Annotated in this window: 20 protein-coding genes; 8 read left to right on the plus strand and 12 right to left on the minus strand. The window is 58.4% G+C overall.

All coding sequences use genetic code 11. The features are described from left to right. Window positions 1–31: 31 nt before the first annotated feature. Both E6W33_RS18775 and recG read right to left on the minus strand, forming a co-directional pair. Window positions 32–988, minus strand: a complete 957-nt coding sequence (locus E6W33_RS18775; RefSeq protein WP_136418852.1) for a hydrogen peroxide-inducible genes activator — start codon at window positions 986–988, stop codon at window positions 32–34. A gap of 83 nt (window positions 989–1071) precedes the next feature. Next, on the minus strand, window positions 1072–3153 hold the full coding sequence (recG, locus tag E6W33_RS18780; protein WP_136418853.1) for an ATP-dependent DNA helicase RecG: 2082 nt from the start codon (window positions 3151–3153) through the stop codon (window positions 1072–1074). A 156-nt stretch (window positions 3154–3309) separates the two neighbouring features. Here recG and queA point away from each other — a divergent pair, with 156 nt between their 5' ends. The 6 genes from queA (at window position 3310) to E6W33_RS18810 (ending at window position 9646) form a co-directional block, all read left to right on the plus strand. After that, entirely contained in the window at window positions 3310–4335 is a 1026-nt protein-coding gene (queA, locus tag E6W33_RS18785; protein WP_136418854.1) for a tRNA preQ1(34) S-adenosylmethionine ribosyltransferase-isomerase QueA, read from the plus strand. Then, window positions 4329–5456, plus strand: a complete 1128-nt coding sequence (gene tgt / locus E6W33_RS18790) for a tRNA guanosine(34) transglycosylase Tgt (RefSeq protein ID WP_136418855.1) — start codon at window positions 4329–4331, stop codon at window positions 5454–5456. Before queA ends, tgt begins: the two co-directional genes overlap by 7 nt. Window positions 5457–5567: 111 nt before the next feature. Continuing rightward, the gene (gene yajC, locus E6W33_RS18795) at window positions 5568–5912 is read left to right on the plus strand and encodes a preprotein translocase subunit YajC (RefSeq protein ID WP_136418856.1); all 345 of its coding nucleotides are present in this window, start codon (window positions 5568–5570) and stop codon (window positions 5910–5912) included. Between the two features lie 79 nt (window positions 5913–5991). Next, a complete protein-coding gene (gene secD, locus E6W33_RS18800) occupies window positions 5992–7854 on the plus strand; it encodes a protein translocase subunit SecD (RefSeq protein WP_136418857.1) in 1863 nt (620 codons plus the stop codon). A gap of 95 nt (window positions 7855–7949) precedes the next feature. Next, window positions 7950–8888, plus strand: coding sequence for a protein translocase subunit SecF (gene secF, locus E6W33_RS18805; protein WP_136418858.1), 939 nt, complete (start codon window positions 7950–7952; stop codon window positions 8886–8888). A 77-nt stretch (window positions 8889–8965) separates the two neighbouring features. Next, window positions 8966–9646 carry a cytochrome b/b6 domain-containing protein gene (locus tag E6W33_RS18810; protein WP_136418859.1) on the plus strand — a complete coding sequence of 227 codons (681 nt, stop codon included), beginning with the start codon at window positions 8966–8968 and terminating at the stop codon, window positions 9644–9646. Window positions 9647–9710: 64 nt separating this feature from the next. On the opposite strand, the gene E6W33_RS18815 is transcribed toward E6W33_RS18810, so the two are convergent. Further along, window positions 9711–10163, minus strand: a complete 453-nt coding sequence (locus tag E6W33_RS18815; RefSeq protein ID WP_136418860.1) for a cytochrome c — start codon at window positions 10161–10163, stop codon at window positions 9711–9713. 336 nt (window positions 10164–10499) lie between these two features. Next, the gene (gene purB, locus E6W33_RS18820; RefSeq protein ID WP_136418861.1) at window positions 10500–11867 is read right to left on the minus strand and encodes an adenylosuccinate lyase; all 1368 of its coding nucleotides are present in this window, start codon (window positions 11865–11867) and stop codon (window positions 10500–10502) included. 208 nt (window positions 11868–12075) lie between these two features. Between purB and E6W33_RS18825 the strand changes: the two genes are divergently transcribed. Continuing rightward, window positions 12076–12684 (plus strand): glutathione S-transferase N-terminal domain-containing protein, encoded by a 609-nt coding sequence (locus tag E6W33_RS18825; protein WP_136418862.1) that lies wholly within the window; start codon window positions 12076–12078, stop codon window positions 12682–12684. A 66-nt stretch (window positions 12685–12750) separates the two neighbouring features. Here the strand turns inward: E6W33_RS18825 and bfr are convergent, their stop codons facing one another. From bfr to E6W33_RS18845, 4 genes are all read right to left on the minus strand, one after another. Continuing rightward, window positions 12751–13221: a bacterioferritin gene (gene bfr / locus E6W33_RS18830; protein ID WP_136418863.1), complete on the minus strand. Its 471-nt coding sequence runs from the start codon at window positions 13219–13221 to the stop codon at window positions 12751–12753. A 261-nt stretch (window positions 13222–13482) separates the two neighbouring features. Further along, complete coding sequence (locus E6W33_RS18835; RefSeq protein WP_136418864.1) at window positions 13483–13698, minus strand: (2Fe-2S)-binding protein; 216 nt, start codon at window positions 13696–13698, stop codon at window positions 13483–13485. A 52-nt stretch (window positions 13699–13750) separates the two neighbouring features. Further along, entirely contained in the window at window positions 13751–13918 is a 168-nt protein-coding gene (locus E6W33_RS18840) for a hemin uptake protein HemP (protein ID WP_136418937.1), read from the minus strand. Window positions 13919–14177: 259 nt separating this feature from the next. Beyond that, entirely contained in the window at window positions 14178–14744 is a 567-nt protein-coding gene (locus tag E6W33_RS18845; protein WP_136418865.1) for a DedA family protein, read from the minus strand. Window positions 14745–14806: 62 nt separating this feature from the next. On the opposite strand from E6W33_RS18845, the gene E6W33_RS18850 reads away from it, so the two are divergent. Beyond that, the gene (locus E6W33_RS18850; RefSeq protein ID WP_136418866.1) at window positions 14807–16309 is read left to right on the plus strand and encodes a cellulase family glycosylhydrolase; all 1503 of its coding nucleotides are present in this window, start codon (window positions 14807–14809) and stop codon (window positions 16307–16309) included. 189 nt (window positions 16310–16498) lie between these two features. On the opposite strand, the gene E6W33_RS18855 is transcribed toward E6W33_RS18850, so the two are convergent. The 4 genes from E6W33_RS18855 to E6W33_RS18870 form a co-directional block, all read right to left on the minus strand. Beyond that, window positions 16499–17287, minus strand: coding sequence for a hypothetical protein (locus E6W33_RS18855; RefSeq protein ID WP_136418867.1), 789 nt, complete (start codon window positions 17285–17287; stop codon window positions 16499–16501). Between the two features lie 71 nt (window positions 17288–17358). Beyond that, window positions 17359–18405 carry a hypothetical protein gene (locus tag E6W33_RS18860; protein WP_136418868.1) on the minus strand — a complete coding sequence of 349 codons (1047 nt, stop codon included), beginning with the start codon at window positions 18403–18405 and terminating at the stop codon, window positions 17359–17361. 134 nt (window positions 18406–18539) lie between these two features. Continuing rightward, window positions 18540–19652 (minus strand): tRNA 2-thiouridine(34) synthase MnmA, encoded by a 1113-nt coding sequence (mnmA, locus tag E6W33_RS18865; RefSeq protein WP_136418869.1) that lies wholly within the window; start codon window positions 19650–19652, stop codon window positions 18540–18542. Beyond that, a complete protein-coding gene (locus E6W33_RS18870; protein ID WP_136418938.1) occupies window positions 19645–20130 on the minus strand; it encodes an NUDIX hydrolase in 486 nt (161 codons plus the stop codon). Before E6W33_RS18870 ends, mnmA begins: the two co-directional genes overlap by 8 nt. Between the last annotated feature and the right edge of the window lie 73 nt (window positions 20131–20203).

A 20203-nucleotide genomic window follows, 5' to 3' on the forward strand; every position in this document is an offset into this window, starting at 1 on the left:
TGCTTCGCCGACGGCAGCCTCGTTGTTTGCGTCAGGCTTCCATGGCCTCTGCGGTCTCCGCGTCATGCAGCATGGTCACGCCATGCAAGTCGCAGGACAGCACAGCCTGGCGTATCGCATCGATCGCCGCCTTGCGGGTAAAACTCTTGCGCCAGGCAATCACGACGCGGCGCGACGGATCGGGTGGCGAAAAAGGAATGTAGCGCAGCATGCCGTCCTTGGTCTGCATGTCCGGCACGGAGGCCTTCGGCAGGACCGTGATGCCGATGCCCGACGCGACCATATGACGGATGGTTTCCAGCGATGAGCCCTCGAAAGTGCGCGCGATGCCGTCGCCAGTCGTGGAGAAGCGCGACATCTCCGGGCAAACTTCCAGCACCTGGTCGCGGAAGCAATGCCCGTTGCCAAGCAGCAGCATGGTTTCGGATTTCAGTTCCTCCGCGCCGATCGATTCGCGCTTTGCCCATGCATGATGTTTGGGCAGGGCAACGACAAACGGTTCGTCGTACAAGGCTTGCACCATCAAACCCTGATCCGAGAATGGCAGGGCCATGATCGCCGCGTCCAGTTCGCCCTGGCGCAAGGACTCGATGAGCCGCACTGTGAAGTTTTCCTGCAGCACCAGCGGCATTTGCGGCACCTGCTCGATCATGGTTTTCACCAGCGGCGGCAGCAGGTAGGGCGCGATCGTATAAATCACGCCGAGACGCAAGGGGCCGGCCAGCGGATCCTTGTTCTGTTTCGCGATTTCCTTGATGGCGGCGGTTTGCTCCAGCACCCGTTCTGCCTGCGCGACAATTTGCGCACCGAGCGGCGTCATCGAGATTTCCATTCCGCCGCGTTCAAAAATCACCACGCCAAGTTCATCTTCCAGTTTTTTGATCGCAACCGACAAGGTCGGTTGCGCGACGAAGCAAGCCTCCGCAGCATGGCCGAAATGCTTCTCGCGCGCGACGGCGACGATGTATTTCAATTCGGTAAGAGTCATGTTTGTTTTGCCTCGGTACCAGTGAATGAATTGGCAGCAACTGCCATAGTATAAGACTATGCACCGGGGCGCACGGATTGAAATCAGACTTTCAGGAATTCTTCGCGTCCGCCCAGCCAGCGCGCCAGATGCGCTTCGACCGTTGCCGGGTCTTCATGCAATAACATTTGAGCAATATTGCGTGCTTTTTCCACCAGCCACTGGTCAGTTTGCAAATCGGCAAAACGCAGCATCGCCTGGCCCGACTGCCGCGCGCCCAGGAATTCTCCCGGGCCGCGAATTTCCAGATCACGTCGCGCGATCTCGAAGCCATCGGTGGTTTCCCGCATCGTCATCAACCGCTGTTTCGCGGTCGGACCGAGCGGGCTCTGATAGAGCAGTAAGCACACGCTCGCGGCCGAACCGCGGCCCACCCGCCCGCGCAACTGATGCAACTGCGACAGGCCGAAGCGTTCCGCGTGTTCGATCACCATCAGCGAGGCGTTCGGCACATCGACCCCGACCTCGATGACGGTGGTCGCGACCAGCACATGAATGTCGCCGCGCGTAAAGGCATCCATCGTGATCTGCTTCTCGGCCGGTTTCATGCGGCCGTGCACCAGTCCGACCTGCAATTCCGGCAATGCCTCCGCGAGCATCGCGTGCGTATCGGTCGCGGTCTGCAGTTGCAGCGCTTCCGATTCCTCGATCAGTGGACAGACCCAGTACACTTGCCGGCCTTCGAGCGCAGCGACATGCACGCGCTCGATCACCTCGTCGCGCCGGTTCTGGTCGACGATGCGCGTGACAATCGGCGTGCGCCCCGGCGGCAATTCATCGATCACCGACACTTCCAGGTCGGCGTAATACGTCATTGCCAGGGTGCGGGGAATCGGCGTGGCGGACATCATCAACTGGTGTGGCACGGTCTGCGTCGCGTCCCCGGTGTCCAGCCCCTTGTTGCGCAAGGCCAGGCGCTGTCCGACACCGAAACGATGTTGTTCGTCGACGATCACGAGGCCGAGCCGCGCGAACTCCACGCCCTCCTGGATCAGCGCATGCGTGCCGATCACCAGTTTCGCGTCGCCCGATTCAATCAGCGCCTGGGACGCTTCCTTTTCCTTTTTCTTCAGGCTGCCGGTCAGCCACGCGACCTTCACGCCGAGTGGCTCCATCCACATCGCGATCTTGCGAAAGTGTTGCTCCGCCAGGATTTCGGTCGGCGCCATCAGTGCCGCCTGAAAGCCGCTGTCGATGGCCTGTGCCGCCGCCAGCGCGGCGACCACGGTCTTGCCGCTGCCGACGTCGCCCTGCAGCAGCCGCTGCATCGGGAAGGATTCGCGCAAGTCGGCGCGAATCTCGTCCAGTACGCGTTGTTGCGCGCCGGTCAGCTGGAATGGCAGATTGGCGAGGAATTTCGTCGACAAGTCGCCGATCACCGGCAAGGCCGCGGCACCCTTGGCGCGGCGTGCCGCCTGCGCCCGCTTGAGTGATAACTGCTGCGCCAGCAACTCGTCGAACTTCATCCGGATCCAGGCCGGATGCGTATGCTCCATCAATGCGTTTTCATCCACGTCCGGCGGCGGGTTGTGCAGCAGTTTCACCGAGGGCTCGAAGGGCTGCAGCTTGAGCGAGGCCAGCAGAGCGGGGGCCAGCGTGTCGCGCCAGTCGACGCGCGAAAGCGCATTGGCGATTGCCTTGCGCAGGAAGGCCTGCGACAGGCCTTCACCGGACGGGTACACAGGCGTGAGCGCATTGGGCAAGGGATCGCCTTCCTGCACCACTTTATAGACTGGGTGAACCATTTCCGCGCCAAAGAAGCCGTGTCGCACTTCGCCGCGCGCCCGCACCCGCGTGCCGACAGCCAGTTGCTTCACCTGGCTGCCGTAAAAATTCAGGAAGCGCAGCACCAGCGGGCCGGAGTCGTCGGTGATGGTCACGACGAGCTGCCGTCGCGGCCGGTACTGGATGTCGCATTCGGTCACCACGCCTTCGACCTGCGCCGCGTTCCCGGCCATGAATCCCGCCTCGTGGATAGGCACGATTTTCGTCTCATCCTCGTAACGCAGGGGCAGGTGGAGCACCAGGTCCATATCCGAGCGCAAGCCGAGTTTCGCGAGTTTGCTCTCGCTGGTGGTGGTCTTTCGTTTGGCGGGGGCTGCGGGCTTTCGCTTTGCGGCGGGCATATCCAATGTAAATCGTGCGGCAGGGCGTAAAATAGCGGGTTTGATCCGACCGAGGCCGGCGGAAGCGTCAGTCATTGTATGGCAATTCTGCCAAGTGCGGACGCATTCCCAAAAGGGTATTACACCCGACATTCCGCCTCGACGCCACTCTGACGCATGTATTCTCTTTCCGATTTCGATTTTCACTTGCCGCAGGAACTGATTGCGCAAGTGCCGCTGCCGCAGCGCAGCGCATCCCGCTTGCTGCACGTCGACGGTGACGCGCTGCTCGATCGTGCCTTTGCGGACATTGTCGACTTGCTCGCGCCGGGCGATCTGCTGGTTTTCAACAATACGCGCGTGCTGAAGGCACGTTTCTTCGGTGCGAAGGAAACTGGCGGCAAGGTCGAAGTGCTGATCGAACGTGTCCTCGACCACCGCACCGTGCATGCCCAGGTGCGCGCCTCCAAATCGCCTCATCCGGGCAGCAGGATGCGGCTGGCCGACGCCTTCGACGTGTTGGTCGGCGAACGCGCTGGCGAGTTTTTCACGCTCACGTTTCCTTCGGATGTGTTCGACCTGATCGAAGCGCACGGCCGGCTGCCGCTGCCGCCGTACATCGAGCATGCGGCCGACGAATTCGACGAAACGCGCTATCAGACCGTCTACGCAAAAGAGCCGGGCGCGGTCGCTGCGCCCACGGCCGGTTTGCATTTCGACCAGCCGCTGCTCGACAAGCTGCGCGACAAGGGCGTGCGATTCGCCTACGTGACGCTGCATGTTGGCGCCGGCACCTTCCAGCCGGTGCGCACCGAGAACCTGGCCGAGCACAAGATGCACAGCGAGTGGTACACCATGCCGCAAGAGACGGTGGATGCGGTGCACGCAGCAAAGTCTGCGGGGCGCGATGTCGTCGCGGTCGGCACCACCAGCATGCGTGCGCTCGAGTCGGCATCCCAGTCGGGAGCGCTGCAAGCCGGCAGCGCCGACACCAATTTGTTCATCACACCCGGCTATGTGTTCAAGACGGTCGATCGCATGATCACCAACTTCCATTTGCCGAAATCGACCCTGTTGATGCTGGTATCGGCCTTTGCCGGCTACCAGCGCATCCGTGCCGCCTATGCGCACGCGATCGAACAGCGTTACCGTTTTTTCAGTTACGGTGACGCCATGTTGTTAACGAAGAACCCCACATGCTAAATTTCAAACTCATCAAGACCGACGGCAAGGCGCGCCGCGGCCGCCTGACGCTCAACCACGGCGTGGTGGAAACGCCGATCTTCATGCCGGTGGGCACCTATGGTTCGGTGAAGGCCATGTCACCCGTCGAGCTGCACGAGATCGATGCGCAGATCATTCTCGGCAACACGTTTCACCTGTGGCTGCGTCCCGGCCTCGACGTTGTCGGCAAGTTCGACGGCCTGCATCGCTTCATCGGCTGGAGCAAGCCGATCCTGACCGATTCCGGCGGTTTTCAGGTCTTTTCGCTGGGCGCGATGCGCAAGATCACGGAAGAGGGCGTCAAGTTCGCCTCGCCGATCAACGGCGACAAGCTTTTCCTCTCGCCCGAGATCTCCATGCAGGTCCAGCGCGTGCTCAATTCCGACATCGTGATGCAGTTCGATGAGTGCACACCCTACGAGATCGATGGCAATCCGGCCAGCGAGCAGGAAGCGGCAAAATCGATGCGCATGTCGCTGCGCTGGGCGAAGCGCTCGCGCGATGAATTCGACAAGGGCGAAAATCCGAATGCCTTGTTTGGCATCGTGCAGGGCGGCATGTTCGAAAACCTGCGCGACGAGTCGCTCGCCGGCTTGCGGGAGGTCGGTTTTGAAGGCTACGCCATCGGCGGCCTGTCGGTCGGTGAGCCGAAGGAAGAGATGATGCGGGTGCTGCAGCACATCGGCCCGCGCCTGCCGGAAGACAAGCCGCACTACCTGATGGGGGTTGGCACGCCAGAAGACCTGGTCGCCGGCGTGGCGAACGGTGTCGACATGTTCGACTGCGTCATGCCTACCCGCAACGCCCGCAATGGCTGGCTGTTCACGCGTTTCGGCGACATCAAGATCAAGAATTCGCGCTACAAGGACGACGAGCAGCCGCTCGACGAAACCTGCGAATGTTATGCCTGCCGCAACTTTTCCCGTGCTTACCTGCACCATCTGCATCGCGCCGGCGAAATTCTCGGTGCGCGACTGAATACCATTCACAACCTGCATTACTACCTGCAACTGATGCGCGAAATGCGGGCGGCGATCGATGCCGACCGCTTCCAGGCCTACGTCGTGCAGTTCCATGCAGACAGGGCGCGGGGCATATAGCTCGTTGTCGTCCGTGAGCCATGTCCGCCCTCTGAATTGCACCGATTGGAAGGGTTTTTCAACATTGCAGGGAAACCGGGCGGTGAATGCTAAAATGCCGGGTTGATCCTCATGACAACCTGGAGCAATAACGTGTTCATTTCCAACGCATTCGCACAAACCGTGGCCGGCGGCACTGAAGGCAGCCTGATGAGCTTCCTGCCGATCATCCTGATGTTCGTGGTGCTGTACTTCCTGATGATTCGCCCGCAGATGAAGCGCCAGAAGGAACAAAAGGCCATGATGGAAGCTCTGGCCAAAGGTGATGAAATCGTTACCGCTGGCGGCATTCTCGGCCGGGTAACCAAGGTGACGGATGCCTATGTGACGGTCGAAATCGCCGACGGCACCGAAGTTGTCACCCAGAAGGCAGCTGTCACCACTTTATTGCCAAAAGGCACGATCAAGTCGCTGTAATCGGGATAATTGCGGGATGCGCGATACCGGGCATCCCTGACAATGCTTCTCAAGCCCGACATTCAATGCTGAAATCCCTATGAATCGCTACCCCATCTGGAAATACATCGTCATCGTCATCGCCCTGATCTTCGGGGCCCTGTACACGGCGCCGAACTTCTTTGGCGAATCACCTGCCGTGCAGGTCAGCAGCGCCAAAGCCACCGTCAAGGTCGACAGCAGCATGATGGGCAAGGTGGAGCAGCTGCTTCAGGAAGGCGGCATCAAGCCGGAAAACCTGTTGTACGACGTTACCGGCACGCACGGCTCGGTGCGCGCGCGATTCAATGACACCGACACCCAGTTCAAGGCCAAGGCTTTGCTGGAAAAGGCCCTGAATACCGATCCCAGCGATCCGACTTACAGTGTCGCATTCAATCTGTTGTCAAACACGCCGGGCTGGCTGCAGAGCATGCACGCACTGCCGATGTCGCTCGGCCTGGACCTGCGCGGCGGCGTGCACTTCCTGATGCAAGTCGACACCAGGGCAGTGTTGAACAAGCGACTGCAAGGCCTGCAGGCCAGCATGCGCAGCATGTTGCGCGACAAGAACGTCCGCCATGCCGGCATCAACCGTAATGGCGATGCGATCGAAATCAAGTTCCACGACGCGGAAACCCGCGCCAAGGGAAAGGAAGTACTGGCTTCGCAGCTGAGTGAACTGATCCTGACCGATGCGGACGACAGCGCGGGTCCGAAGCTTGTCGCAAGCATGAAGCCCGAGGCATTGAGGACCACGGTGGAGAACGCGGTGCAGCAAAACATCAGCACCCTGTCCAAGCGCGTGAACGAACTTGGCGTGGCCGAACCCTTGATCCAGCGACAGGGCGCCGACCGGATCGTCGTGCAATTGCCCGGCGTGCAGGACGTTTCGCGCGCAAAAGACATCATCGGCCGCACGGCAACACTGGAAGTGCGCATGGTCGATGAATCCGTACTCCGCGGGACCGAGGAAACGGCAACAATTCCGTTTGGATCCGAGCTGTTCAAGGTGGGCCGCGGCGCTCCCGTCGTCCTCTACAAGGATCCGATCATCACCGGCGACTACATCGCGAACGCAACCGCCAGTTTCGACCAGAACCAGCAGCCGGCGGTCGGCATCGACCTCAATGGCGACGGCGGGCGCAAGATGCGCGAAGCCACGCGTGACAAGATCGGCAAGCTGATGGCAATCGTGCTGTTCGAAAAGGGCAAGGGCGAGGTGCTGACCGTCGCCACCATCCGCGATGAGCTGGGAGCGCGTTTCCAGATCACCGGCATGGGCTCCGCCGAAGCGTCGAATGACCTGGCACTACTCTTGCGCGCCGGCTCCCTCGCGGCGCCGATGGAAATCGTCGAGGAACGCACCATTGGCCCGGCACTCGGTGCTGAGAACATCAAGAAAGGCTTCAACTCGACGCTGTACGGCTTCGTTGCGATTTCCGCATTCATGATGCTGTACTACATGCTGTTCGGCTTCTTCAGCGTGCTGGCGCTGGCGGTCAACGTCCTGCTGCTGATCGCGCTGCTCTCGTTGCTGCAGGCGACGTTGACCCTGCCGGGTATCGCCGCTATCGCGCTGGCTCTGGGTATGGCGATCGACGCCAACGTGCTGATCAATGAACGCATCCGCGAAGAACTGCGTTCCGGCAATACGCCGCAGGCGGCCATTGCGGCTGGCTTCGAACGGGCGTGGGCGACGATTCTCGACTCCAACGTCACGACGCTGATCGTCGGCCTGGCACTCCTGATTTTCGGTTCCGGCCCGATTCGCGGGTTCGCGGTGGTGCACTGCCTCGGCATTTTGACCTCGATCTTCTCCGCGGTATTCGTGTCGCGCGGTGTGGTCAATCTCTGGTATGGCCGCAAGAAGAAACTCGCTTCCGTCTCCATCGGCCAGATCTGGAAGCCGGGAAAGGCATAAGGCGTTTCCTCCGCCCGGAGAGTGGAGGAGGTGCGAAACCGATTGCAGATATCCATCAAGATGGATGAATGCAACACTGAATAACAGGATGTGACATGGAATTTTTCCGCATCAAAAAAGACATTCCCTTCATGCGCCATGCGCTGGTGTTCAACGTGATTTCCGCGCTCACGTTCGTCGCCGCCGTGTTTTTCCTCTGGCACAAGGGCCTGCATCTTTCCATCGAATTCACCGGCGGCACGGTGATGGAAGTGACGTATGCGAAACCGGCCAACATCGAGGGCATTCGCAAGACAGTCGAAGGGCTCGGCTACACCGATACCCAGGTGCAGAATTTCGGCACAGCCCAGGATGTGATGATTCGCCTCCCAGTACAAAAGGGAACGACATCGGCGCAACAGAGCGAGAAAGTCTTCTCGGCCTTGAAGGCGCAGGCCGAGGACGTGAAGCTGCAGCGCGTCGAATTCGTTGGCCCGCAGGTCGGCGAAGAACTCGCGCACGACGGCCTGTCGGCACTCGCGATGGTCGTGATCGGCGTGATGATCTACCTGGCGGTGCGCTTCGAATGGAAATTTGCCGTCGCGGCAATCATCGCCAACCTGCATGACGTGGTGATCATCCTCGGCTTCTTTGCCTTCTTCCAGTGGGAATTTTCACTGTCGGTGCTGGCTGGCGTGCTGGCCGTGCTCGGCTATTCAGTGAACGAATCGGTCGTTATCTTCGACCGGATCCGTGAAAACTTCCGCAAGCTGCGCAAGGCGCCGGTCATGGAAGTGATTGACAACGCGATTACCAGCACGATCTCGCGTACCATCATCACCCACGGCTGTACGCAGTTGATGGTGCTGTCGATGCTGGTGCTGGGCGGCGCGACGCTGCATTACTTCGCATTGGCCCTGACCATCGGCATTCTGTTCGGTATCTATTCGTCGGTCTTCGTTGCCGCTGCGGTCGCAATGTGGCTGGGCGTCAAGCGCGAAGACTTGATCAAGCCCGTGAAGGAAAAGGATGAAACCGGCGGTGCGGTGGTCTGACCGAATCCTGATGTGCGAAAGCCGGCTTGCGAGCCGGCTTTTTTGTTGACGAGACTTTTTATGCACAAGGAGAACACATGAAAAAAGTGCGCATATGGGATTTGCCGATTCGTCTCTTTCACTGGTCGCTGGTGGCGCTGATCGTGGTCCTGGTCGTCACGCAGGAAATCGGCGGCAACGCCATGGAATGGCATTTTCGTGCCGGTTACGCGGTACTTGCCTTGATTGCCTTTCGCATCCTGTGGGGATTGACCGGCACGCGCTACGCCCGGTTTTCCAGCTTTATCTACAGTCCGTCGACGATCCTTGCTTATGTGCGCGACCACAAGCAAGCGCTGAAAGCGCGCTACCTCGGACACAATCCGCTCGGCAGCCTGTCGGTATTCGCCTTGCTCGCAAATTTGCTGGCACAGGCGGTCAGCGGTTTGTTTTCAAATGACGACATCGCCAATGACGGGCCGCTGGTCAAATTCATCAGCAAGGATTTGTCGGACCAGATCACCTGGTTTCACAAGGAAGTCAGTGCCACCTTGTTGTATGTGCTGGTTGCGCTGCATGTCGCGGCGATTGCTTACTACTATTTCAGGAAGAAGCAGAATCTCGTCCGGCCGATGATTACCGGCGATCAGTTGGTGGACCTTGATGCCCCGACCGCGAACGACTCCTGGCTGATGCGCATGCTGGCGCTGATGCTTCTCGCACTCTGCGCAGTTGGCGTGTATTACGTGGTGAATCTGTCGCCGCAGCCGCTTGCCTGAGCTCGCTGCGGGAATATGCGAGGAATCCGCCCGGCCGCAAGCGCGGGCGGATTCGTAGGCGGGATTACTTGTTGCGGAAATCGTCGTGACAGCTCTTGCAGGCCTTGCCGGTTTCGCCAAACGCAGCCTTGATGGCATTCTGGTCGCCCGATTTTGCCGCAGCGGACAATTTAGCCACCTCCGACTGCATTTTTTCCGCAGCTGCCTTGAACTTGTCCTGTTCTTTCCAGATTTCCGGTTTGGCTTTCGAGTTGCTCAGATTCGAACCCGCCGGGAAAGCACTCCATGGCAGCCTGGACATTGTCTCGATCACAGCGACATCCGATTCGACCGACGCCTTGTCGTAAGCTTTCTCGCCCTTGACCACTGCACCAACGCGCCCCATGTGCGTCCCCATCACGGAAAGTGCTGATTGCCGGTATTTGACAGCATCCTCAGGCTTGGCAAACTGCGCCTGGGCAGAGAAGGGGACTGCAATCAGAGTGGTCAATGCGATGCTGGCAAACAGAGGCTTCATGTGATCTCCTATCGTTGGATGAATACGAGCGACCCGGGAAATTGCTTGTTGGTAAAACGGGCTCATATCATAGCAATCTTCCATTTTCCTTGCGCAACACGACCCGCCGCGCCTAGCGTACTGCAGCGCGACCGATACGAATTGCTAGCAGGGCGTTGAAAAACTACTGCGCGGGTTGATTTTGGGCACTGCGGTGCTCTGCGTACTGCTCTGTACGCGTGCGCTCCTCGCACCCAAACTCGACCCGCTCGCGACGCTTTTCAACACCCTGTTAGAGGAATAAGGAGGAGCGGCGAGGCGGGGTGCCATGGGCGCCCCGCACTGCATGGGAGAGAATCAGATCTGACGCGCCAGCTTTTCGGCGTGGCCGATATAGTTGGCAGGCGTCATGGCGAGCAAATGATCTTTTGCCTGCGGCGGGATTGCCAGGCCGTTGATGAATTCGCGCAGCGCTTCTTTCGAGATGCCTTTGCCGCGGGTCAGTTCCTTCAGTTGCTCGTAAGGATTCTCGATGCCGTAGCGGCGCATCACCGTTTGCACCGGCTCGGCCAGAACTTCCCAGGTTGCGTCGAGATCTTCCGCAAGGCGCGACGGATTTACTTCCAGTTTGTTCAGTCCGCGCAGGCAGCTGTCGTAAGCGAGCACCGCATAGCCGAAGGCGACGCCGATGTTGCGCAAGACCGTGGAGTCGGTCAGATCACGCTGCCAGCGCGACACCGGCAGTTTTTCCGAGAGATGCTTCAGCACGGCATTCGCCAGGCCGAGATTGCCTTCGGAGTTTTCGAAGTCGATCGGATTGACCTTGTGCGGCATGGTGGAAGAACCAATTTCGCCCGCCTTGGTCCGCTGCTTGAAATAACCGAGCGAAATGTAACCCCAGATATCGCGGTTCAGGTCGAGCAGAATGGTGTTGGCACGCGCGATTGCATCGAACAGTTCCGCCATGTAGTCATGCGGTTCGATCTGGATCGTGTACGGATTGAAACTGAGGCCGAGACGCTGCTCGATCACATTCTTCGAAAACGTTTCCCAGTCGAACTCCGGATAGGCCGACAGGTGTGCGTTGTAATTGCCGACCGCACCATTCATCTTGCCAAGGATTTCGACGGAGGCGATACGCTGCTCGGCGCGCTTCAGGCGCGCAACCACGTTGGCGATTTCCTTGCCAAGTGTGGTGGGGCTGGCCGGCTGACCATGGGTGCGCGACAGCATCGGCAGTGCGGCATTGGCGTGCGCAATATCGGTCAGTTTAGCAATCACGCTCTGCAGCGCGGGCAGCAACACATCGTTGCGCGCCGCTTTGAGCATCATGCCGTGCGAGGTATTGTTGATGTCTTCCGAGGTGCAGGCGAAATGAATGAATTCGGATGCGGCGACCAGTTCCGGCACATCCTTGACCTTTTCCTTCAGCCAGTACTCGACCGCCTTCACATCATGATTGGTGACCGCTTCGATCGCCTTGATGCGTTCGGCATCGGTTTCGCTGAACTCATTCGCCAGCTTGTCCAGCAGTGCGCTGGCCGCGGCCGAAAAAGGCTTGATCTCCGTGAATCCGGCAGTGGACAATGCCTGCAGCCATGCGATTTCCACCTTCACGCGATGGTGCATGAAACCGGCTTCGGACAGAATCGGGCGCAGCTTGTCGGTCTTGGTGGCGTAGCGGCCATCCAACGGAGATAGGGCGGAAAGAGAGGAGAGCGACATGATAGTGAAAAGCGGAGAAGTCAGTAAAAAGGCGCGCTAAAGCGGAAAAACCATCGCGCAAACGCAGTGCAATCCGCCATTTTACCATTTGCGATCCGCCCGAAAAAATCGGATCCACGCAACAGTCGACCGCCGGAAAGCCGCGTCCGGCCGCCGATACGCGCTTCCTCAATGCTATAATCGCAAGCAATCCCTAATATACGCATCTATGAAACTCATCGGTTCTCTCGCCAGTCCTTATGTCCGCAAAGTCCGCGTTGTAATGGCGGAAAAGAAGCTCGATTACGAGCTCGTCCTGGAAAATGTCTGGTCGCCCGACACCACGATTCAGCAGTCCAACCCGCTCGGCAAGGTGCCTTGCCTGATCATGGAAGACGGCGGAGCCATGTTCGACTCGCGCGTCATCGTCGAGTATCTCGACACGCTGACGCCGGTTGGCAAATTGATTCCTCCCAACGGCCGTGAGCGTGCCGAGGTCAAATGCTGGGAAGCCCTCGCCGATGGCGTGCTTGACGCCGCCATCTTGGTGCGACTGGAGCGCACACAGCGTCCGGAAACGCTGCAAAGCGCCGACTGGATCAAGCGCCAGATGGGAAAAGTCCATGCGGGGCTGGAGGCGATGTCGGCTGGATTGAAAGACACCCCTTTTTGCTGCGGCAATCATTACACGCTCGCCGATGTTTCAGTCGGCTGCGCGCTCGGCTGGCTGTCATTCCGCTTTCCGGAAATCGACTGGCGCAGCGAACACGCGAATCTTGCCAAGCTCTTCGACAAGCTCTGCGAGCGCCCGTCGTTCAAAGACACGGTTCCGCAATAAGTCTGCGGACACTAACGAAAAGGGCAGTCGAATGATCGACTGCCCTTTTTTCATGCGTGATGCTTCCTAGTTGCCCATCTGCGACTGCAGGTAATTCGGCAGGCCGACCTTGTCGATCAGTTCGCGCTGGGTTTCCAGCCACTCGATATGTTCTTCCGTATCATCCAGAATGTCTTGGAGAAGATCACGCGACACGTAGTCGCCGGCGGCCTCACATGCGGCGATGCCATCCTTGACGGTCTGCTGTGCCATCGTCTCCAGCTTCAGGTCGCACTCCAGCATCTCCGACGTATTTTCACCGATCATCAATTTGTGGAGTGCCTGCAGATTGGGCAGACTGTCCAGCATCAGGATCCGGTTGATCAGATTGTCCGCATGCTTCATTTCGCCGATCGATTCTTCATATTCCTTCTTCGCGATTTTTTCCAGGCCCCAATGCTTATACATACGGGCATGCAGAAAATACTGATTGATCGCAGTGAGCTCGTTGGTGAGCTGCGCATTCAGCAACCTGATGACATTGGGATCACCCTTCATGAAGACCTCTTTGGTGCAATGTGATTAATCGGATTGATTGATCCTGTGGATCGATCGGCTGGCGGTCGAATAATCATCATAGCGCACGATGTTGTTTTTTCCATTGCACCGATTGCATTTCCTTCATGTCGTTTCGCGAGGAAATCGGAGGGGTGAGACTGAGCGAGCGAGAGAAGAAAGAAGAATCGCCCTGCTGCAACGAAGGCGATTCAATCCAAGCGCTAAGATTGGCTTGGAGAATGACGCTGAGGAATCTAATGCTTACGCTGCGATTGCAGTTTGCGACAACATGGGTTGCGCCTCGCGCACACCGTCTTCGAGGTATTCGCGTAACACGGTTTTTGCACAGGAATGGCATTTGCCGCAGCAGTTGCCGACGCCGAGTTCGGCGCGTAGTGCCGGCATTGTCGTGATTCCTGAATCCACCGCCTGGCGAATTTTGCTTTCGGATACATTGTTGCAAACACAAATAATCATTGATGTACCTTGTATGGCGAAATACTGGAAAAATTAGCTTGCTCTGTGCCGGTCAGGCGGTCAGGATCAGCTTGTTCAATTGCGTCAGCCGGAGCCGGTAAATCCGGCCTTGGTGATCGATTTCCACCTCACGCTGCTGCTGAAACAGATCTTCGCTCTTGATGCGTGCGACTTCCCCGGTGGGCGATAGGGCGGAAGCACCCGCGGAGGGCGCCTGCATGCATGTTTGAGTAAGTCCGGTCATGATGTGGTCATTTCTGCAAATGAGAACAATTCGTATTTAGATTATTGTCGATGTCGTTGAGGATTGCAAGGACTTTCCCGCGACTATGTGTATTTGCCGCAGCTGTTCTCGGGTGCCGGATTGTTATGAACCCTGGGCTTTGGCTAACCGGGTCTCAACCGATTTGTCGGCATCAGATTTTCTTGCGCCTCGGGTGGACCGGTCCCTTGAACAGGTCAAGGATTTTGGGGGCTGGTTAATCACGTAAAGCGGCTGCAGCCCGGCGGCAGGCTATCCAGAAAAGAAGTGTGCCCACAAGGATGGCGGCCAACAGCGTAAGCTGCTCCGGCGTTGCCCCTTCGTTGAACATTCTTCGAAAGACGCCGCCAGCACCATACCCAGCGGCGCAGATGCTTGCCGACCATAGAATGGCACTGACAAGATCCAGGAACAGGAAGCGCAGGGTTGATATCCTGCTCATCCCCAAGGCCAGCAGGCCGGCGATGCGCATGCCGTAGAGAAAGCGCAGGCACAGCACAAGCATGATGTGATGCTTGTGCATCAGACTTTCCAGTCGCCTCTTTCTGTGCCGGAGCGAAGGAAAGCGCCGCAGGACTCGTGCGCCATAGCGCCGCCCCGCGAGGAAATACGGCAGGTCGCCCATGAAACTCGCAACAGCGCCAATCCCCATGACGATGGGGAGGGCAAGATGGCCATGGTAGGCGGCAAGACTCCCGGCGAGCAAAACCGCTTCCCCTTCAAGGAAGCTTCCCAAGGCCACAGCAAAGTAGCCGTAGGTCTGTATCAGATGAGCAATGTCCATGCGTTCAATATTTGGAATCCTGGCAGAAACGTTGACTGGCCAAAGCGGCTTCGCGATAGAGTTTGAAGGTTGATAAAAGTTGCGAAGACTTTTTTACTCCGGGCAACTGGAAGTGCCAAGGAGCTCCGGTCAAAGGACACTTTCGGCACCTGCATGTACTCTGCCAGATCCTCCAACTGCATGCTGCTCAATCAATTTTAGAACTCAGCATAGGTCGACCTGGCTCAAGCTGTCGGGATGCCGACCTGTCATATTTCACCGCATACAAACTTAGCGTGGCAAATGATGACTTCGAATTCCATGACGCATACCTGCATGCAGAAGTTGAGAGGGTGGATGCTTTTCTGCGGCCATCCATCGGTTCGGGCCTGCTCATGAGCGAGAAAATACACCCTTCGCGGGGGCGCAGAACCGCTCTTATTTCGCTGTTAAGCATTCTCGCCTCAGCCTGCGGTGGCGGCTCGTCGCCAGCTTCCACGCCTACTCCGGATTCGGTGCCGGCACCCACACCGGATCCCACGCCGCCCGCACCGGCGCCAGTCGCAAGACTGACGCTGAGCGGTGCAAGCATGCTGGGGACGGATGGCTCCGCGGTTATTCTTCGCGGAATCAATGAAGGTACGTGGGGCAAGATGCGAAGCGATGATGCTGCGACAATCGCCGCCCAGGGTGGCAATGTCGTTCGCGTCCTCATTCGCTGGTGGGGGCTGTATGGCGGTACGGATGTCGAAAGTCGGGCTGACGCGGCCCCGGGCCATTTCAAGCCCGATCATCTGGCCCGGTTTCTGCAGGAGGTCCAGTGGTGCCAGAATGCCGGATTATGGGTCGTTCCGGTCATTGACTCCAACTGCGGCCAGAACGGCCTTCAGGACGCATCCATGGCCCAGTACTGCGATCCGAGCGGCACCTATCCCGGTGGCCGCAACTTCTGGACTGATCTGACGCAGCGCCAGCTGTTCAAGGAAGCGTGGATCTACCTCGCTGGCATTCTCAAAGATTATCCGAAGATTGCCTTCTATGAACTGCTGCCTGAACCATTGGCGGGCAGGGATTCATCCTATGGCGACGATGTGTCAGCTTTTTATCAAGAGCTGATGGCGGCCATCGAAGACATCGCCGGGGACAAGCGAACGCCATTTCTGGTTGGGCCGCGCGACGCCTACAACATCAACCTGTGCGACGAAGCGTATATTGCGGCATCCCGATGGGCGAACCGGGTTGTGTACACCGGTAATCTCTTCTTGCGGACCAGCAAGACGCAGGCGGAAAACATCGCCGACCTGGAGACACGACTCGCCGCACTGGTGAAAATGAAAACATCGCGCAATGTTCCCGTATTCATTCAACAGTTTGGCGTGCGAACCGGTGACGATCCTGACGAGTTTTACCTGGAGGCGGGGCTGAGCCGGATGAATGCGGTCGGGGTCGGCTACACGGGATGGCAGTGGCGGCAAAACACATCCAACCCTGGCGAATATGCGGTGATTGTCGAAGACGCGACGACGGGCGCCGATGTTGTCAAGACAGACGTTCTGGCAGTGTATTCAAAGTACTGGAAGGGGTAACGGCACTGGAATGTCCGCAATCGCAAAGATCGCAAAGCGAATGTTTTCGCTACGGACGCGGCCACACGATCATTGCGCCGCCTCATGCAAAAAGCGCGGAGCTGCTGAACTGCGGCGATGCGTTTGCACCTGTGAAGAAGTCGGAAGGATCAAGCGACAGCCGCCATGCCGGCTTGCCGTCTGCGACAGTCAGAAACGGTAATCGGCGTGAAAGCCCAGCGCACTGCGCTGATGCTCGGGCTGGGCGACTGTTCCGGTCGGAATTCCGTCTTTGTACAGCGTTCCATCGTCGCTGTGCCTGATTCGCATCCAGTCGAGGTCGAGCCCGAACGAGAGGTTCGGCAATGCGCGCGGGAATGCAGTCATCCCCAGGCGCAGTCCGATCGCCGGCTTGGTGGAAAAGCGTACATCGTCATACAGCTGATTCTCGAAATGCACACGCAGACGCTCGGGTCGCGCAAATATCATCAAGCCTTTGAATGTGAAGCTGGCGGCCGGCATGCGTATCGCCGTCGTGGCGACCCCCGCCAGCAGGCGCCAGGACGAATAGCGTTCGTTTACACCGGCCACGGTACCGCGACCCAACACATGGCGGCGCCATTCGTCATATTCCAGCCCGCCAAGGACAGCGGTGTTTTCATTTAATTGTCGGGACAGTTCGGTCGCGATGCGGCCTTGCGTCGTTGCGGTGTCGGTCCAGAACGGAACGCCGTTTTGGAGACGCCCGTCATAGTTCAGGTCGGCGCCGTAAATTTCACCGGAAACGCCAATGCTCCACGCATCGCGCCGATGTGTTGCATTCAGGCTGAGACCGGGAAGCCAGCCATGTTCCCGCACCAGTTGCCGTCCGCTGTTGTCCGATTCGGTCATGCGCACATAGCGCAATCCACCTCCCGCGGAATACTGCCATTCCGCACAGGCGGAAGCAGAGGCGAGGAGGCCGGCACCCAAGGAAATGGCGAACAGGAAAGGTTTCATTTCTGCATAGTATGCATCCGGGGAAGAAAAAAGGGGCGCCAAGGCCCCCCTTTTTCGCCGGAAAGTTTGCGTCAGGACAAACTGTCCAATTCCGACCAGGTAGTCGTAATTGTTTCCTCTATGACACCATCGCTGTTCTTGTCGAGGCCCAGCTGCACTGTGTTTGTGTTGACAACGGTGAACTTGAGCGAGGAATTGTCGCCGGCCGTCACGGTCATGACGCCCTGCGACGGATACGAGCCGCGCTGCTGCTTGAAGTCGGTCGTGGTGTGCACAACGTAAGTCGTATTTCCCAGGCGCGGGAAGTTACCATTCACCGTGAAGTTTGCACGGTAGGTGTACAGATTGGCAGGAGTAACCGATCCGGAATAATTATAGGAAGTCAGCGTGTAGTCGGTGGTCGATGCCCCGTTCACGATGTGCATTTGCAATGAATTGCCGCTGCCGGAGAAGCTCGCGTTATTGAGCCCGGATTGGTTGTAGGTAAGCGCCAGGTCACCCGTTGCCGTATTTGAAGCACCGGTAAAATTCTCGGTGACCGAAAAGCCGGTAAAGGTCAGCCCCAATGCGGCGCTCCACGCCGATGTCATGGAGGGCGTGCCGGTGATGCTGTTGAAGACCATATGCAACGAGCCGTTCATCTTGATCGTGCCTTGTACGCAATTGCTGGTATTGATCGTCACCTGATCTCCTGCGGAGACAGTCGAGCTGTTGGCAGCAGTTGCGGTAAACGTTACGCTGCCGCCGCCACTGCAACTCACGGTATCGGTGGCCGTGACGCCGACGGGCAGGCTGGCGGACTGATGTTCGAGCGCCAGATACAATTGCTGCAGCGCCGCGTCCAGCAAGCCGCTTCCGTTGCCGCTGGTGCTGACTGCAGTGACGATCCCCGGGGTGCTTGTCACCTGGTTATTCAATCCTTGCGAAGCGGAGTAAACCTGCGAGCTCACATCCTTGGAATTGGCTGAGGTGATCGCGACACCGGTCACCGGCGTTGAACTGCCCGTTCCCGAGCCGTTTGCCGATCCGGTGCTGCCGCCACCGCCGCCGCAGGCCGCAAGCAAAAGCGTTGCGCCGATAAGTATCGCCGTCGTGGCGCGAGATGTCGAAATTGTCATGATTCGCCGTTCCCAGTGTAAAAAGGATGGAGTGGAGTTGCCGATATGGTTAATGCATTGCCAATTGGCAAAAGCATAACGTCGAACATCATAATCGGCTGCCGCAATTCTGGCAATTTCAGCAAGAATGTTGCTTAGGCTGGTTGGATGGTGTGACTTGAAATGATCCCGCCGCCCAGGCAGATTTCGCCGTCATAGAGAACGGCGGACTGGCCGGGGGTGACAGCCCATTGGGCGGCCGGAAAGGCAAGCGAAAAGCCGTCCGCTCCGGCCGGTGAAAATGCACATGGCACATCCGCCTGCCGGTAGCGCGTCTTTGCATTCAGCATTCCGGACTGCGGCGGCTCGCCCGCTATCCAGCTGGCCTGCTCGGCCTCGAGGGAAGACGACAGCAGCCAGGGGTGGTCATGCCCCTGAACAACATACAAGGTGTTGTGTTCGATGTCTTTTCTGGCGACGTACCAGGCGTCGCTGCTTCCTTCGGCATTCTGGTACGACTTCATGCCGCCCAGGCCGATACCCTTGCGCTGACCCAGCGTGTAGAAACTCAAGCCGACGTGTGTTCCGACTGTCGTGCCGTCGGGGGTCTTCATCGGCCCCGGCTTGTACGACAGGTAGCGATTCAGGAATTCGCGGAAGGGACGTTCTCCAATGAAGCAGATGCCGGTTGAATCCTTTTTCTTTGCATTCGGCAGCCCGATTTTCTCCGCGATATGGCGCACCTCCGTCTTGGGGATTTCACCGAGCGGGAAAAGCGTTTTCGACAGTTGCGCCTGGTTCAACCGATGCAGGAAGTAACTCTGGTCCTTGCTGGCGTCGAGCGCTTTCAGCAATTCAAACCGGCCGGACTCGGCCTGGCGCACGCGGGCATAATGGCCGGTTGCGATCAGGTCGGCACCAAGCTTGATTGCATGATCAAGGAAAGCCTTGAATTTGATCTCGGCATTGCACAGCACATCGGGATTGGGCGTGCGGCCCGCCTGGTATTCACGCAGGAATTCCGCGAAAACGCGGTCCTTGTATTCGGCGGCGAAATTCACCGCTTCGATATCGACTCCCACCACATCGGCCACGCTCGCCGCATCGATCCAGTCCTGGCGCGTCGAGCAATATTCCGAATCGTCGTCATCTTCCCAGTTCTTCATGAACAGGCCGATCACTTCATAGCCTTGTTCCTTCAGAAGCCAGGCCGACACGGAGGAATCGACGCCGCCTGACATGCCGATCACGACCCGCTTCTTAGCCATGCAGTACCCCGGTGGCGCTCGGATGGGTGTAAAGCAGCGACAACGGGGCGCGCTTGCCTGCAAGGTAATCGTCGACACACCGCAGCACGAGCGGGCTGCGATGCTTGCTTTCGCATTCCAGCATTTCGTCGCGTGTCATCCACACGGTGCGGAGAATGCCGTGGTCGAGCGGACGATCGTGCGCTGCGCCGAGTTCGCCGGTAAATGCAAAGCGCAGATAAGTGACCTGCTGCCCGGTTCGCGAGGACAGATAGCGCGACATGTACATGCCCACCAGTGCGGTCGGCGTAAAATCGTGAGCCGCTTCTTCGAGCGTCTCGCGTGCCACGGCGTCAATCAGGGACTCGTTCGGATCGAGATGTCCCGCCGGCTGGTTGAAACGAATGCCATCACTGGTCTCTTCCTCGACCAGCAAAAAACGGCCGTCACGCTCGATGATGGCAGCGACCGTTACAGAAGGTTTCCAGACTTCACTCATAGTATCCCTTGAAGAGGGCGCCATTTTACCGTGCATGGGCGACGCGCGCCGCGACCACATCGACTGCGCTTGG

Source organism: Herbaspirillum sp. ST 5-3 (assembly GCF_004804275.1).
In the GTDB taxonomy this organism is placed as follows: domain Bacteria; phylum Pseudomonadota; class Gammaproteobacteria; order Burkholderiales; family Burkholderiaceae_D; genus Noviherbaspirillum.

Coding starts and splice junctions, on each gene's coding strand:
- E6W33_RS18775 (WP_136418852.1), bottom strand. CDS start 988: ATGACTCTTACCGAATTGAAATACATCGTCGCCGTCGCGCGCGAGAAG.
- recG (WP_136418853.1), bottom strand. CDS start 3,153: ATGCCCGCCGCAAAGCGAAAGCCCGCAGCCCCCGCCAAACGAAAGACC.
- queA (WP_136418854.1), top strand. CDS start 3,310: ATGTATTCTCTTTCCGATTTCGATTTTCACTTGCCGCAGGAACTGATT.
- tgt (WP_136418855.1), top strand. CDS start 4,329: ATGCTAAATTTCAAACTCATCAAGACCGACGGCAAGGCGCGCCGCGGC.
- yajC (WP_136418856.1), top strand. CDS start 5,568: ATGACAACCTGGAGCAATAACGTGTTCATTTCCAACGCATTCGCACAA.
- secD (WP_136418857.1), top strand. CDS start 5,992: ATGAATCGCTACCCCATCTGGAAATACATCGTCATCGTCATCGCCCTG.
- secF (WP_136418858.1), top strand. CDS start 7,950: ATGGAATTTTTCCGCATCAAAAAAGACATTCCCTTCATGCGCCATGCG.
- E6W33_RS18810 (WP_136418859.1), top strand. CDS start 8,966: ATGAAAAAAGTGCGCATATGGGATTTGCCGATTCGTCTCTTTCACTGG.
- E6W33_RS18815 (WP_136418860.1), bottom strand. CDS start 10,163: ATGAAGCCTCTGTTTGCCAGCATCGCATTGACCACTCTGATTGCAGTC.
- purB (WP_136418861.1), bottom strand. CDS start 11,867: ATGTCGCTCTCCTCTCTTTCCGCCCTATCTCCGTTGGATGGCCGCTAC.
- E6W33_RS18825 (WP_136418862.1), top strand. CDS start 12,076: ATGAAACTCATCGGTTCTCTCGCCAGTCCTTATGTCCGCAAAGTCCGC.
- bfr (WP_136418863.1), bottom strand. CDS start 13,221: ATGAAGGGTGATCCCAATGTCATCAGGTTGCTGAATGCGCAGCTCACC.
- E6W33_RS18835 (WP_136418864.1), bottom strand. CDS start 13,698: ATGATTATTTGTGTTTGCAACAATGTATCCGAAAGCAAAATTCGCCAG.
- E6W33_RS18840 (WP_136418937.1), bottom strand. CDS start 13,918: ATGCAGGCGCCCTCCGCGGGTGCTTCCGCCCTATCGCCCACCGGGGAA.
- E6W33_RS18845 (WP_136418865.1), bottom strand. CDS start 14,744: ATGGACATTGCTCATCTGATACAGACCTACGGCTACTTTGCTGTGGCC.
- E6W33_RS18855 (WP_136418867.1), bottom strand. CDS start 17,287: ATGAAACCTTTCCTGTTCGCCATTTCCTTGGGTGCCGGCCTCCTCGCC.
- E6W33_RS18860 (WP_136418868.1), bottom strand. CDS start 18,405: ATGACAATTTCGACATCTCGCGCCACGACGGCGATACTTATCGGCGCA.
- mnmA (WP_136418869.1), bottom strand. CDS start 19,652: ATGGCTAAGAAGCGGGTCGTGATCGGCATGTCAGGCGGCGTCGATTCC.
- E6W33_RS18870 (WP_136418938.1), bottom strand. CDS start 20,130: ATGAGTGAAGTCTGGAAACCTTCTGTAACGGTCGCTGCCATCATCGAG.